A 13,554-nucleotide genomic window follows, 5' to 3' on the forward strand; every position below is an offset into this window, starting at 1 on the left:
AACTTATTATGCGGACGATATTATACTCCTGGTCGCCACCGACTCGTCTGGCCTTTCTTATTGCCCTGGCGTTGTCCGCTGTTATACAGAGCGCCTCGGCAGAGGAGTATTTTAATCCGGCACTGCTTGAAGTGGATAATCCCGCCATGAAAGGGGTCGATCTCTCATCCTTCACGCGCGGCGCGCAGGTTCCGGGTAAATATCGCGTTGAGGTAGTGGTAAACGATCAGTCGGTGGATACCCGGGAAATTGAATTCAGGTCGGTTGCCGCCACCCGGGGCGATACGGCTCTTACGCCTTGCCTGTCGTCAGGTTTGCTACAAAGCTATGGGGTCAAAACCGATCTCTTTCCCGCACTCGATAATAAAAGCGAATGCGTCAATATTGCCGCCATTCCGCAGGCCTCTGCCGATTTTATTTTTGGCGCGCAAAAGCTGCTGTTGAGTTTTCCGCAGGCTGCACTTACTTCTCAGGCGCGCGGCTATGTCGCGCCGGAAATGTGGGATGAAGGGATTAACGCCCTGCTGCTGAACTACAGTATCAGCGGGGATAATACCTGGGGCAGAAACAGCACCACCAACAACAGTCAAAGCCAGTACGCCAACCTGCGCCCGGGAATCAATATTGGCCCCTGGCGTCTGCGCAATTACACCACCTGGCGGCGCGATACCGACGGTCAGGCGCAGTGGGATTCGGTTTACACTTATGTCCAGCGCAACATCGTCTCTCTGAAAAGCCAGCTGACGCTCGGTGACAGCTCTTCTCCTTCCGACGTCTTTGACAGCATTCCCTTTCGCGGCGGTCAGCTGGCCTCCGACGATGAGATGCTGCCGGACAGCCAGAAAGGCTATGCGCCCGTGGTGCGCGGCATTGCGCGTACTAACGCGCAGGTGGTGATCCGCCAGAATGGCTACATCATCTACCAGAGTTATGTTGCGCCGGGCGCATTTGAAATCACCGATATGTACCCGACCGGGGGAGACGGGGATTTAAGTGTTGCCGTTAAAGAAGCGGACGGCAGCGAGCATGATTATGTGGTGCCCTATGCCTCGGTGCCCGTCCTGCAGCGAGAGGGGAGGCTGAAATACAGCCTGACGGGGGGCCAGTATCGCCCGGGTGACAGCCAGGTGGAAAAGCGTTCGCTCATGCAGGGCACCGCGATTTATGGTCTGCCGAAGGGCATCACCCTCTACGGCGGAATCGAGGGATCTCGTCCGTATCAGGCCACGGCCATCGGCGTCGGTAAAAATATGGGGGAGGCCGGCGCGTTGTCCGCCGATGTCACCCAGGCCTGGTCGAGTCCTGAGACGCGGAGCAAAACCAGCGGCCAGGCCTGGCGCGTGCGCTACAGCAAAAACTTTATTGATACCGGAACCCATTTCTCGGCCACCAGCTATCGCTACTCCACAGCAGGTTATTACGGCATGCAGGAGGTGCTGGACGCTGACAGCGAGAGTGATTCGTTGCAGGATCATCGACGCAACCGCGCGGAACTGACGCTGAGTCAGTCGCTGGGGCCCGCCTTCGGCTCCCTCACCGGCAGCGCAATCCGGGAGGCGTACTGGAATGCTGACAAGACGATGAGCTCGTACAGCGTCAGCTACAACAATGCGTGGAACGGCATCACCTGGGGGGTGAGTTATACTTACAGCAACAATGCGAGCGCAGAGGACAGCAGCGGGGAGAAAACCGACGATAAAGATCAGATCCTGGCAGTCAATATCAGTATCCCTCTGGATCGTTTCCTGCGTAATACCTGGGCCAGCTACAGTCTGAATACCAGTAAGAAAGGGGACACCACCCATACGCTGGGTCTGAGTGGCACGGCGCTCCAGGAAAATGCCCTGAGCTGGAGCGTGCAGCAAGGCTATGGCAATGACGGAGCAGGTCATACCGGGAATCTCAGCGCGGATTATCGCGGAACCTATGGCGAAGTCACCGGCGGCTACAGCACCGATGAGAATATGCAGCGCATGAACTACGGCCTCAGTGGCGGCGTGCTGGTTCACGCAGACGGCGTGACCCTGGCGCAGCCTTTTGGTGAAACCATCGCGCTAATTAAAGCCCCGGGTGCCCCGGGCGTGGGCGTCACGGGCCAGACCGGGGTGAAAACCGATTTTCGCGGTTATACCGTCGCCAGCAATGTGTCCCCGTACCGCAAGAATAGCCTGAGCCTGGACACAGAAACGCTGCCTGACGACGTTGAACTGCAATTAACCACCCGGACGGTCATTCCCACTCGCGGGGCGGTGGTCAGAGCGAAATATATTGCCAGCGTGGGGACCCGCGTATTAATGACCCTGACCCGGGGCAACGGGCAACCCGTACCCTTCGGGGCGACAGTAACACGTTCTGCAGATGAAAACTCCGCCGGATTTATTGTCGGGGATCAAGGCCAGGTCTACCTGACCGGGCTGGAAAACAGCGGCACGCTACTGGCGCGTTGGGGCCAGCAGTCGCATCAGCAATGCCGCATTAATTATGTGCTTCAGGGATCGGAAGGTGATTCCGGCGTGGTATTAAGCAATGAAAGATGCAAATAAAATTATCGGCGGGAAAATCGCTGGCGCATTATCGATCGTGGTATTTTGCTGTGCCAGCTTCAATGCCCTTGCGGAGTGCGTATTTGCCGACGGCCAGGGACCCCAGATGCTAAATTTTGCTCCCGGCAACGTTATCGTGCAAAGAGATATACCCGTAGGCTCAGCAATCTATTCAGGTTCATCGGGGTTAGGTCCGACGCTGCTGGAATGCGGCGGTAGCACTAACACTAACGTCTATAAAATGACGTACCTCGGCGGCGTAGCGACATCAATTGCCCATGCCTACGCGACCAATATTCCTGGGGTGGCTATTGAAGTCGATCTTTCGTGGGGATATCTGGACAATCCGCCGTCCACCGATAATACGGGAGCGGGTTCCGTCAACCTCCCTCCGATTCGTTATAAATTATATAAAACGGGCGATATTCAGTCCGGTCAATTAAGTCCGGGACAAATTGGCACCTGGTCGGTGTCAGGCATAACGCCAGTGACCATTAACATGAGCGAGGGGAGTATTACCCAGGTGGCCTGTGCAATAACGACGCCTGAACTCACGTTCCCGATAGGTACGCTGTCGAAAGCGGATTTTGGTACAACGCCAGGCTTTACACCTGCAAAAACCAGCACCCAGAATCTCGGATTAGATTGCGACCGCGCCGCCAATATCAGTGTCACCCTGAATGGCCAGCAAAATCCGGATGTCAGTGATGCCAGCGTTTTGGCGTTAAATAATCAAGGCAGCGCCAGTACCGCAACAGGGGTTGGCGTACAGTTATTATATGAGGGTAAACCGCTGATTATTAATACCCGACTCGCATTAAAAACATCCAGCGGCGGGAAAGAGTCATTCCCTGTGACTGCCCGTTATTATCAAACCAGAAATTCCGTTACCGTCGGTGAAGCCAATACGTCCGCAACGCTGACGCTGACATATCAATAACATTAAGTAATGACTTAATATCATGCCAAGGTGGGCTAAAATGAAAAAACGTTTATGTTATTTAACCGCATCCCTGTCAGCGGCTCTTTTTGCTGGCAATATTTATGCAGGCGATACGGTTAATATCAATGTCACGGGAAAAGTGATTGCTTCTCCCTGTAAAACCCTTAATGGGGGCTCCGACACGTTAAACGTGGACTTAGGACAAGCCATTCAGGCCTCTTCTTTAATGGCGGCCGGTTCGGGTTCGGCAATGACGATGTTTGACTTACCGGTGACCGACTGCCCGGCAAGCACTACTAACGTAAAAGTGACCTTCACCGGCACCCCGGATGCAACAGAGGCTACCATGTGGGCCAACAATGCGGCGCAGCCGGCGGCCAATACGGCCGTTGAGTTATCTCAGCAAAGCACGGGAACCATTTTGAGTAATAACAGCTCATTAATCGGTGCCGTTGACGGGGGTAATACCACCTTTAAACTTCAGGCGCGGGTTTATTCGAAGGCGGGGGTCGCCATGCCCGGGGACGTTTCTTCCGCGATAGTGGCCTCTTTCGAGTACCAGTAAACCCGGTCGGCATCAAAGCAAAAAGCCCGCTTAAGTTTTCTTAAGCGGGCTTCTTTAATTTGGCTCCTCTGACTGGACTCGAACCAGTGACATACGGATTAACAGTCCGCCGTTCTACCGACTGAACTACAGAGGAATCGTGTGAACGGGGCGAATATTAGCGGCGTCGCCTGCACTTGTCAAAGGGTGATCCCACCTGCGTGGATCGTTTGCTGACAAAACCAGCAAAGTGGCGGTTTCCACAACGGTTTGCACGTTTTTGGTGCACCTCTACCTCCAATGGGGCAGATCATAAACCGCTGTTTCATGTTTGAAACCGACGGCAACGATTAGATTTCCTTATTTTCCGCCACTTAGCGGACATATCGGACCTCTTTGCAAAACTGGCAAGCATCTTGCAAAAACCTCAGTACATTCGCGCCGGAACCGGCAATGCATTTCGTACAGGGGGCAAAATGAACTTAAGACGACTGAAATACTTCGTAAAAATCGTCGATATCGGTAGCCTGACCCAGGCCGCTGAGGTGTTGCATATCGCACAGCCGGCACTGAGCCAGCAGGTGGCCACTCTGGAAGGTGAACTGGATCAGCAGCTGTTGATCCGCACGAAACGCGGCGTTACCCCTACCGAAGCGGGCAAGATCCTCTATACCCACGCACGTACCATTTTGCGCCAGTGCGAACAGGCGCAGCTGGCGGTGGGCAATGTCGGGCAGACGCTGAGCGGGCATGTCTCAATCGGCCTGGCCCCGGGAACGGCGGCCTCGTCGGTCACTATGCCGCTCCTGCAGGCGGTGCGCGCGGAGCTGCCGGAGGTGTTGGTCTATCTCCACGAGAACAGCGGTTCAGCGCTGAACGATAAATTGCTCGGCGGACAGCTGGATATGGCGGTGCTTTACGACCGTTCACCCGTGGCCGGGATCACCAGCCAGCCGCTGCTGAAAGAAGATCTCTTCCTGGTGGGGACGCGCGACTGCCCGGGGCAGAGCGTGGATTTAACCGCGGTAGCCGAGATGAATCTGTTCCTGCCGCGCGATTACAGCGCCGTGCGTTTGCGCGTCGATGAAGCTTTCTCCCTGCGCCGTCTGACTGCCAAAATCATCGGTGAGATCGACTCTATCTCCACCCTGACTGCGGCTATCGCCAGTGGAATGGGGGTGACGGTCCTGCCTGAATCCGCAGCCCGCTCGCTCTCCAGCGCTGCCAACGGCTGGATGGCACGGATCTCCTCGCCGTCAATGAGCCTGCCGCTGTCGCTGAACGTCTCGGCGCGCGGTGCCCTGTCGCCGCAGGCGCAGGCGGTAAAAGAGATCCTGATGTCGCTGGTTAGCCGTCCGTCACTGGAGAACCGCGAACTGCAGCTGGTCAGTTGATATTCCATAAAGGTATAAGTTGCGGGTTTTTATTATTTGTTCTCGCGGCGGGCACACTCTAACAATAGCGTCATGTCAGATGCGCCGGAGTGAACCGTGAATTTCCAGCAACTTAAAATTATCCGTGAGGCGGCCCGTCGGGATTACAACCTGACCGAGGTCGCCAACATGCTCTATACCTCCCAGTCGGGCGTCAGCCGCCATATTCGCGAGCTGGAGGAAGAGCTGGGCATTGAGATCTTCATTCGTCGCGGCAAGCGCCTGCTCGGCATGACCGAGCCCGGCAAGGCGCTGTTAACCATTGCTGAACGCATTCTTAATGAAGCCAGCAACGTGCGTCGTCTGGCCGATCTCTTTACCAACGATGCCTCCGGCGTGTTGACCATCGCCACCACCCATACCCAGGCCCGCTACAGCCTGCCGCCGGTGATCAAGGCGTTCCGCGAGCTCTTTCCGGAGGTGCGTCTGGAGCTGATCCAGGGCACGCCCCAGGAGATTGAAGTCCTGCTGCAAAACGGCGGGGCGGATATCGGCATCGCCAGCGAGCGCTTAAGCAACGACCCGCTGCTGGCGGCGTTTCCGTGGTTCCGCTGGCATCACAGCCTGCTGCTGCCTGTCGACCATCCGCTGACGCAGGTCTCGCCGCTGACCCTGGACGATATCGTCAAATGGCCATTGATTACCTATCGCCAGGGCATTACCGGGCGTTCCCGCATTGATGAGGCCTTTAACCGCAAAGGCCTGACGCCGGATGTGGTGCTCAGCGCCCAGGACTCAGACGTCATCCGCACCTATGTCGAGCTGGGGCTGGGGATTGGGCTGGTGGCGGAACAGTCCGGCGGTGAGCGCGAGCAGGGGAGCCTGGTGCGCCTCGATACCCGTCACCTGTTTGACGCCAACACCGTCTGGCTCGGGCTTAAGCGTGGTCAGCTACAGCGCAACTACGTCTGGCGCTTTATCGAACTCTGCAACGCCGGACTCTCGGTGGATGAGATCAAACGTCAGGTCATGGAGCCGGAAGAAGTGGCGATTGACTATCAGATTTAGCCCAACCAACCCCGCATCGCGGGGTTTTTTCTGCGCCGGTTCCGGCGTTGACCACCGTTACATTTCATGATGAATGTTCTTGCGAAGCCCCGTCCCGTTCTCTTCAATCACGCTTTTTTTGTCGCCTGCCAAAAGATATTTTTAATATAGGCTTTAACCTATATAGATTTTAACCTATATTGTCAGGGAGGCACCGTGTGGAAGATTGAAACGACGGACACGTTTGATCGTTGGCTGAGTTCGCTGGATGACCGGGAACGTAGCGGTATGCTGGCTGCGTTAATTGTACTGCAGACGAAAGGGCCGCTACTGCCGCGCCCCTGGGCGGACACCATCAAGCGTTCCCGTTATCACAATATGAAAGAGTTACGGGTGCAGTGTGGCGGTCAGCCCCTGCGGGCATTTTTCGCATTCGATCCGTTCCGTACCGGGATCATTCTTTGCGCAGGTAACAAAGCCGGCAACGAAAAACGCTTCTATGACGAGATGATACCGCTGGCAGATCGCGAATTAACGGCTTATCTGGATAACAAAGAAAGAAAGGAGTGAGGTATGGGCAGAACGCTGGAACAGCTGCTTGCAGAGGAAAAACCTGAAGTAGTGGAGGCCGCCAAAGCCATCGCGGAGGAGATGCTCCTCAACATCCATCTGGCCGAACTGCGTGAGAAAGTGAACAAAACGCAGAACGAAATGGCCCAGGCGCTGGGCTTGAAGCAGCCGACAGTGGCTGGGATGGAAAAGGCCGGGCGCGACATCAAGCTCTCTACCCTCAAACGCTATGTTGAAGCGGCTGGAGGCAAACTGCGCGTCGAGGTCGATCTGCCGGATGGCTCGCATTACGGCTTTGCGCTTTAAACTGCTTTAAACTAGATAAATCATTGCACTAAGGAGAGCGTGATGATCCTGTTTGAAAAATGTACGTCATTACCTCCAGATGTTATATTTAAATATAATATCTGGAGGGATTCTATGTACATAACACGTCTGAAAAAAGTGGGGGGTTCCGTCATGCTGGCCGTGCCTCCCGCGGTTTTAAAAACGCTGGGCCTGCAACCAGACAGCGAGGTCGCGGTGACTATTGAGAAGGGTTGCCTGATCGTTGAACTGCAAAAACGCCCGCACTGTTCGCTGGCTGAACTATTGGCGCAGGGCGATCCGCAGGCCGAACTCAGTAAAGAAGACCGGGAATGGATTGATGCACCTGCTGTAGGCAAGGAGATCCTGTAAATGGACAGAGGGGAAATCTGGCTCGTTTCACTTGATCCTACCGCCGGGCATGAACAAAGCGGAAAACGCCCGGTGCTTATTGTCTCCCCGGCTGCGTTTAATCACCTTACCCGTCTGCCTGTTGTAGTTCCGGTCACCACTGGCGGTAAGTTTGCTCGTACTGCGGGTTTTGCCGTATCCCTGAATGAAGCGGGCTCGAAAACCACAGGCGTGATTCGCTGCGATCAGCCCCGAACTATCGACATGGATGCGCGTCATGGCATTAAACTCGAGCGCGTGCCGGATAGCATCATGAATGAGGTCCTGGCCAGGCTGGAAACCCTGCTGACATGATGAGAAAGGTTAAAAGCAAAAAGCCCGCTTAAGTTTCCTTAAGCGGGCTTCTTAAATATGGCTCCTCTGACTGGACTCGAACCAGTGACATACGGATTAACAGTCCGCCGTTCTACCGACTGAACTACAGAGGAATCGTGTGAACGAGGCGCATGTTAATGGCCCCGCTATTTTGTGTCAACACTAAATTCAACGCGCTGATTCAATTGATTAATTAAGCCTCAGAGTGTTGATTTAGTGTACTTGCGCGGCGGGATCTCCGCCAGGACCGTCATTCTCACGTAACCGTTGCAGCGGGTCCTGCTGGTAAAACTGGCAAAAACGCTGCCACAGCGCCGGGAAACGGGGGGCGAAAAGTTCGGGGGCGCTGAAGAAATATTCTGATAACACCGCAAAGCACTCGGCAGGATCGGTGGCGGCATAGGCGTCAATGCTGGCTGCGCTTTCGCCGACCAGATCGATCTCATCCTGAATGTTGTTCATCGCGGCATGCAGATCGTGTTCCCAGCCAGCCACTTCGCGCAGTGGGATAAAGGGGACGCCGCTGGCGCGATCGCCATTGCGGGTGTCCAGCTTGTGCGCCACTTCATGAATGATGAGGTTGAACCCGGAGGCGTCGAACGAGTCCTGAATGTCGAGCCAGTTGAGGATAATGGGCCCCTGCTGCCAGCTCTGGCCGGACTGCACCATGCGCTGACTGTGCACCAGCCCAATGTCATCTTCCCATTCGTCGTCCACCACAAAGGGCGCCGGGTAGATCAGCACCTCATGGAAACCGTCCAGCCATTCGATACCCAGCTCCAGTACCGGCAGGCAGAAGAGCAGGGCGATACGGGTGCTCTTGCGATCGTCGAGTTCAAAACCCTGTAGCGGGACCAGACGTTTTTGCTGTAAGAATCGCATGGCAAGCTGCACCAGACGCGATTTATCCTCATCCGATAAAGTGGACAGGACGGGGATCGCCAGCGCCTCTTCCCACGGCAGCGCCGCGCTACGGGCGGATTCATTCGATTTCCAGGGCCACTTAATCATCGCTTTGCTCGCAAACTCGTCACTTGAACAAAATTGACCGGTTATGGTCTGTTAAAATGCCAAATTACCCGGCATGATGGCAACCATCAAAACGGAGAGATGCCGGAGCGGCTGAACGGACCGGTCTCGAAAACCGGAGTAGGGGCAACTCTACCGGGGGTTCAAATCCCCCTCTCTCCGCCACTTCATCTCTTCAGTCAGTCTTCCCGCTCGCTTTCTCGTCAGACATCCTGTGCGCTGGGTACCTTATCATTCCGCTTACGGGAAGTAACAGCCCTTTACCGCTGCAAAACAATATATGTGAGCTAAATCAGGATGTTTACCCGAAGAGGTTGTATTGCGGGCGTTACTCCTGGTGACAATATTGCCGCAGCAGGGCAACCTGCTCGGAACGCAGACGATAGCGATACACGGGCCGACCGGTGGCACCATAATGAATACTGGTGTGCAGAATATTGACCTGCGCCAGCCAAATCAGATATTTGCGGCAGGATACCCGGGAAATATTCACTGCATGCGCCAGATCGTCGGTTGAAAACTCCGTCCCCGGATGCGCATCAATCCACAGGCACAGCGTGCGCAGCGTCTGTGGGGTGAGCCCTTTCGGCAGGCGTCGATTGTCTGCCAGCCCTGGGGCACCTCCGCGCAGCAGCCGGTCAACATCGGCCTGATCGTGATACTGGTGCGACGCCATCAGGACCTTTTTCTCACGCCAGCCGTTCAATGCCTCTTCGAAGCGCGGGAACTGGAAGGGTTTGATCAGATAGTCCACCACTCCATAGTGCATGGCAGTCTGAATGGTGGCGGCATCGGAGGCCGAGGTGATCATGATGACATCGGTGTCGCGTCCGGTGGCCCGGATAACCGGTAGCAGGCTCAGGCCATTTTCGCGCTGCATGTAAACGTCCAGCAGGATCAGATCGACCTGCCGGGCAGGGGCGTTCAGCACGTTCCCGGCCTCGGCCAGCGAAGTGGCCACGCCGCAGCAGCAGAAACCGTCCACCCGGTTTACATACTGGCGGTTAAGATCGGCCACCATGGCATCATCATCGACAATCAAAACATGTATCACGAGCTTTTCCTTTCACTGTCCCAGGGGATCTGAACAAAAAACTGGGTAAACACGCCCGGTTCAGATTCGACGGCAATCTCCCCGCCCAGATTCTCAATGTGCTGACGGGCGAGGAACAGGCCCACGCCCCGATTTTCCCCTTTAGTGGAAAACCCTTTGTTAAAAATGGCCTGCAGATGGTCGGGCGCAATGCCGGGACCGTCATCACTCACTTCCGCGCTGAGCCAGCCCTGCTGATAGTGCAGCAGCAGGCCGATCTCTCCCTCGGGCTGCGCGGCCATGGCATCCAGCGCATTCTCGATCAGATTCCCGAGCACGGTTACAAGCCCGGCGACCTGCTGTTCATTCGGATTATCCGGTACCTCGCTGGCATCGGAGAGGGTCAGGCTAAACCCCAGCTCCCGGGCGCGGCTGATCTTGCTCAACAGAAAGCCGGCCACCACCGGCGATTTGACGTTGCGCTGCAGCGTGCCGACATCGCTCTGCCAGGCACTGGCGGTCTGCACGACGTACTCTTCCAGTTTGGCATAGTGCTTCATATGCAGTAGTCCGAGGATCACATGTAGCTTATTCATAAACTCATGGGAGTGGCTGCGCAGCACATCGAGATAACTTACCATCCCGTCCAGGCGCTGCAGCAGCTGGCTAATCTCGGTCTTATCGCGGAAGGTGGTAATAGCACCCATCAGCTGATTCTCGCTTTTGACGGGCAGGGTGTTGCAGAGCAACAGCCGACCGTGACAGTTGATCTCCTGATCCTGACGCGGCTTCCCGGTGTGCAACACCTCGCGCAGGTTCGCCAGCAACGGCGCTTCATGCAGGGCGTGGCTGCTGGCGCGGGCATTCAGGATCTGCCGGGCGGCGTGGTTTATCATCGTCACATGTCCCTGCTGATCCACCGCGATCACCCCCTCGCGCAGGGAGTGCAGCATCGCCTGGCGCTGTTCCAGCAGGGCGGAGATCTGATATGGCTCCAGGCCAAACAGCACGCGCTTCAGCATTCGCACCAGACCCCAGGCACCGAGCGCGCCGAGCAGGGCGCTGAACAGCACCAGCCAGATGGCATCCCAGCGGTTACGGGCGATCTGCTGCTCCACTTTATCCAGGGAGATCCCCACCGCGACGACCCCAATCTGCTGATGCCGGGCGTTATAGACCGGCGTAAACACCCGCAGCGCCTCGTCGAGCACCCCGTGGTTAATGGCGACATTCTCTTTATCCTCCAGCGCAGGTCGAAGATCGTCGCCGATAAAGGCTTTGCCGAGCAGGGCGCTGTTAGGGTGCGAATAGCGGATCCCACGCATGTCGGTGACAACGGCAAACAGCAGGTTGTTGCGTTGCATCACCGCCCGGGCGACAGGTTGAATGAGGTTACTGTCCGGAGGTAAGGACAAGCCGCGGATCACCTCCGGACTGTCAGCCAGGGTACGGGCAACCGCCAGGGCGGTATCCCGCACGCCATCGCGCGTGGCCCGGGTGATTTGCGCAAAATAGAGCACGAAAATCACCACCAGGATCGCGCCCGTCACGCTGTAAACCATCAGCGTGACCAGAGTGTTCAGTTTCATTGGGCGCTGGTGCGTGGGGGGAAGGGGCGGCAAATCGCGCATTGAAACTCCAGGGCATGCGGAAAAGCGGGCATTATCGCTGATGACGCTAATTTGTTAAAGCGATGTAAATCTGGCGGGGGCAGAAAGCAAAAAGCCCGCTTTGCAGCGGGCTTAACGTATGACTGTCAATCGATCAGAACTGATAGACGATACCCAGCGCGAACTGGTCGTCGGCGTGGCCACCGGCTTTAGCCGCGTCGTCTTCATCCAGCAGGTTGAATTTGTACGCGGTGTAGACGTTCATATTCTTGTTGAAGTAGTACCAGGTACCCAGCTCAACATAGTTCACGAGGTCGGCGTTAAAGCCGCGAACGCCTCTGCGTTCAGTCAGATCTTTGCCTGTGGAATAGACGTAGCCCAGGGAAGGGCGCAGGCCGAAGTCAAACTGATACTGCACCACGGCTTCCACGTTCTGGGTTTTGTTGGCGAAACCAACATTGCCGCCTGCCCAGGTCATATTGCGGGTTTCACCGTACATCACTGCAGCGTACAGGTTGTTGGCATCGTATTTTGCCGCCAGCGACCAGATTTCAGCGGTATCGCCATAGCCGTCGGCAGACTGCTTGTTGGTGCGGTCGGACTTGCCGTAGACGCCCACGAAGCCGAAGCCATCAAAGTTGTAGGACAGTGAGGTGCTGTAACCGTCGCCGTTGGCTTTTTTCACCTGGCTCTCGTGGTTTTTACCCTGGTACTGCAGCGCAAAATCCAGGCCTTCAACGGCACCGAAGAAGTCCGAGTTGCGATAGGTCGCCACGCCGGTGGTACGGCCGGTCATAAAGTTATCGGTGTGAACCCAGGAGTCGCCACCCCATTCCACCAGCATATCGGTGTAGGCACCGGCGTCATAAGCCACGCCGTAGTTACGGCCATAGTCAAATGAACCGTAGTCACCGAATCTCAGGCCGGCGAACGCCAGACGGGTGCTCTGTTCCTGTTCGCCTTCCGGTGAGCTGGCGGTCATGTTGTATTCGAACTGGCCGAAGCCGGTCAGCTCGTCGTTGATTTTCGTTTCGCCTTTGATGCCGAAACGGGCGTAGGAGGTATCAGCGTTTTCACTGTTGCTATCGTCGGTTTTGTCCCAGATGTGCTCCCCGACCATCTTTCCGTAGAGATCGAACTTATTGCCGTCTTTGTTATAGATTTCTGCCGCATTTACTGCGCCGGCGCTCAACATAACAGGGACGAGAACTGCCAGAACTTTTCTTTTCATTATATATTCCCTTCAATGTATTTTCTTAATGAATATACGCAACCCTCTCCGGGTTACGGGCTCAATACTATTTCAGGGGATGATTTTACCGTTTAAAAATAAATGTAACTAAATCATTTGGATTATTTCAAAATATTAATAAGAGTGTCGTTATATGTTATTTTTATGAGTTCCTGAATGGCATATTTTTGGTGTATTGATATGTATATCATGTATTTATTATTCTTGAAGAATTATTGATTAGGTTTATTGGTGAGGCAGGGGTAGGAGCATAAAAAAGCCCGATAAGATTATCGGGCGAAAAATAAAGGGGAATGTAAGAGTATTTATGGTGTAACGAAAAAAAGCGCATAACACCGTTATCATTGCACAGTAGTTTTTTTAATAAAATATGTTTTGCGGATAAAAAGAGTGAAATAGGTGTTTCATGTCCTTTACTCAGGTCCAGGATATTTTTGTGGTGCATAAATACGCGACAACGATAAATGTGCTAAATATAAAGTTGCGGAAGAGCACCTTAACGCAAACTGGCAGCGGAAAATCTGCACCGGGAGAGTGCGTTTTATTGAGAAATGTGATTTATTTCACGGTTTGTATTG

Annotated in this window: 13 protein-coding genes and 3 tRNA genes; 10 read left to right on the plus strand and 6 right to left on the minus strand. The window is 55.0% G+C overall.

Annotation, left to right across the window (positions count from 1 at the left end):
• The first annotated feature begins 8 nt into the window (after positions 1-8).
• The 3 genes from WFO70_RS02330 to WFO70_RS02340 are packed head-to-tail and all read left to right on the plus strand — an operon-like array spanning position 9 to position 4,051.
• A complete protein-coding gene (locus WFO70_RS02330) occupies positions 9-2,543 on the plus strand; it encodes a fimbria/pilus outer membrane usher protein (RefSeq protein WP_337014503.1) in 2,535 nt (844 codons plus the stop codon).
• Entirely contained in the window at positions 2,527-3,483 is a 957-nt protein-coding gene (locus WFO70_RS02335) for a fimbrial protein (protein ID WP_337014504.1), read from the plus strand. Before WFO70_RS02330 ends, WFO70_RS02335 begins: the two co-directional genes overlap by 17 nt.
• A gap of 40 nt (positions 3,484-3,523) precedes the next feature.
• Complete coding sequence (locus WFO70_RS02340; protein WP_337014505.1) at positions 3,524-4,051, plus strand: fimbrial protein; 528 nt, start codon at positions 3,524-3,526, stop codon at positions 4,049-4,051.
• 60 nt (positions 4,052-4,111) lie between these two features.
• On the opposite strand, the gene WFO70_RS02345 is transcribed toward WFO70_RS02340, so the two are convergent.
• A tRNA-Asn gene (locus WFO70_RS02345) sits at positions 4,112-4,187 on the minus strand.
• 319 nt (positions 4,188-4,506) lie between these two features.
• Here WFO70_RS02345 and nac point away from each other — a divergent pair.
• The 6 genes from nac (at position 4,507) to WFO70_RS02375 (ending at position 8,031) form a co-directional block, all read left to right on the plus strand.
• Complete coding sequence (nac, locus tag WFO70_RS02350) at positions 4,507-5,424, plus strand: nitrogen assimilation transcriptional regulator NAC (protein WP_337014506.1); 918 nt, start codon at positions 4,507-4,509, stop codon at positions 5,422-5,424.
• A 96-nt stretch (positions 5,425-5,520) separates the two neighbouring features.
• Positions 5,521-6,471: an HTH-type transcriptional regulator Cbl gene (gene cbl, locus WFO70_RS02355; RefSeq protein ID WP_337014507.1), complete on the plus strand. Its 951-nt coding sequence runs from the start codon at positions 5,521-5,523 to the stop codon at positions 6,469-6,471.
• Between the two features lie 195 nt (positions 6,472-6,666).
• The gene (locus WFO70_RS02360; RefSeq protein ID WP_337014508.1) at positions 6,667-7,020 is read left to right on the plus strand and encodes a type II toxin-antitoxin system RelE/ParE family toxin; all 354 of its coding nucleotides are present in this window, start codon (positions 6,667-6,669) and stop codon (positions 7,018-7,020) included.
• 3 nt (positions 7,021-7,023) lie between these two features.
• Positions 7,024-7,326 (plus strand): helix-turn-helix domain-containing protein, encoded by a 303-nt coding sequence (locus WFO70_RS02365; protein WP_106993446.1) that lies wholly within the window; start codon positions 7,024-7,026, stop codon positions 7,324-7,326.
• Between the two features lie 114 nt (positions 7,327-7,440).
• Positions 7,441-7,698 carry an AbrB/MazE/SpoVT family DNA-binding domain-containing protein gene (locus WFO70_RS02370; protein WP_337016569.1) on the plus strand — a complete coding sequence of 86 codons (258 nt, stop codon included), beginning with the start codon at positions 7,441-7,443 and terminating at the stop codon, positions 7,696-7,698.
• A complete protein-coding gene (locus tag WFO70_RS02375; RefSeq protein ID WP_337014509.1) occupies positions 7,699-8,031 on the plus strand; it encodes a type II toxin-antitoxin system PemK/MazF family toxin in 333 nt (110 codons plus the stop codon).
• A gap of 58 nt (positions 8,032-8,089) precedes the next feature.
• Here the strand turns inward: WFO70_RS02375 and WFO70_RS02380 are convergent.
• Both WFO70_RS02380 and mtfA read right to left on the minus strand, forming a co-directional pair.
• Positions 8,090-8,165: transfer RNA gene (locus WFO70_RS02380), tRNA-Asn, on the minus strand.
• A gap of 100 nt (positions 8,166-8,265) precedes the next feature.
• Positions 8,266-9,063, minus strand: coding sequence for a DgsA anti-repressor MtfA (gene mtfA / locus WFO70_RS02385; RefSeq protein WP_337014510.1), 798 nt, complete (start codon positions 9,061-9,063; stop codon positions 8,266-8,268).
• Between the two features lie 93 nt (positions 9,064-9,156).
• Between mtfA and WFO70_RS02390 the strand changes: the two genes are divergently transcribed.
• Positions 9,157-9,246 (plus strand) — tRNA-Ser (locus WFO70_RS02390).
• Between the two features lie 163 nt (positions 9,247-9,409).
• Here the strand turns inward: WFO70_RS02390 and dcuR are convergent.
• The 3 genes from dcuR to WFO70_RS02405 all read right to left on the minus strand — a co-directional run bounded on the left by dcuR (position 9,410) and on the right by WFO70_RS02405 (position 12,955).
• The gene (dcuR, locus tag WFO70_RS02395; RefSeq protein WP_337014511.1) at positions 9,410-10,135 is read right to left on the minus strand and encodes a two-component system response regulator DcuR; all 726 of its coding nucleotides are present in this window, start codon (positions 10,133-10,135) and stop codon (positions 9,410-9,412) included.
• Positions 10,132-11,745, minus strand: coding sequence for a sensor histidine kinase (locus WFO70_RS02400; RefSeq protein WP_337014512.1), 1,614 nt, complete (start codon positions 11,743-11,745; stop codon positions 10,132-10,134). Before WFO70_RS02400 ends, dcuR begins: the two co-directional genes overlap by 4 nt.
• Positions 11,746-11,878: 133 nt before the next feature.
• Entirely contained in the window at positions 11,879-12,955 is a 1,077-nt protein-coding gene (locus tag WFO70_RS02405) for a porin (RefSeq protein ID WP_337014513.1), read from the minus strand.
• Positions 12,956-13,554 lie beyond the last annotated feature (599 nt).

The sequence above is a fragment of the Leclercia sp. AS011 genome (assembly GCF_037152535.1).
GTDB lineage: Bacteria > Pseudomonadota > Gammaproteobacteria > Enterobacterales > Enterobacteriaceae > Enterobacter.

Coding starts and splice junctions, on each gene's coding strand:
- WFO70_RS02365 (WP_106993446.1), top strand. CDS start 7,024: ATGGGCAGAACGCTGGAACAGCTGCTTGCAGAGGAAAAACCTGAAGTA.
- mtfA (WP_337014510.1), bottom strand. CDS start 9,063: ATGATTAAGTGGCCCTGGAAATCGAATGAATCCGCCCGTAGCGCGGCG.
- WFO70_RS02370 (WP_337016569.1), top strand. CDS start 7,441: ATGTACATAACACGTCTGAAAAAAGTGGGGGGTTCCGTCATGCTGGCC.
- WFO70_RS02375 (WP_337014509.1), top strand. CDS start 7,699: ATGGACAGAGGGGAAATCTGGCTCGTTTCACTTGATCCTACCGCCGGG.
- WFO70_RS02405 (WP_337014513.1), bottom strand. CDS start 12,955: ATGAAAAGAAAAGTTCTGGCAGTTCTCGTCCCTGTTATGTTGAGCGCC.
- WFO70_RS02400 (WP_337014512.1), bottom strand. CDS start 11,745: ATGCGCGATTTGCCGCCCCTTCCCCCCACGCACCAGCGCCCAATGAAA.
- WFO70_RS02335 (WP_337014504.1), top strand. CDS start 2,527: ATGAAAGATGCAAATAAAATTATCGGCGGGAAAATCGCTGGCGCATTA.
- WFO70_RS02330 (WP_337014503.1), top strand. CDS start 9: ATGCGGACGATATTATACTCCTGGTCGCCACCGACTCGTCTGGCCTTT.
- nac (WP_337014506.1), top strand. CDS start 4,507: ATGAACTTAAGACGACTGAAATACTTCGTAAAAATCGTCGATATCGGT.
- WFO70_RS02340 (WP_337014505.1), top strand. CDS start 3,524: ATGAAAAAACGTTTATGTTATTTAACCGCATCCCTGTCAGCGGCTCTT.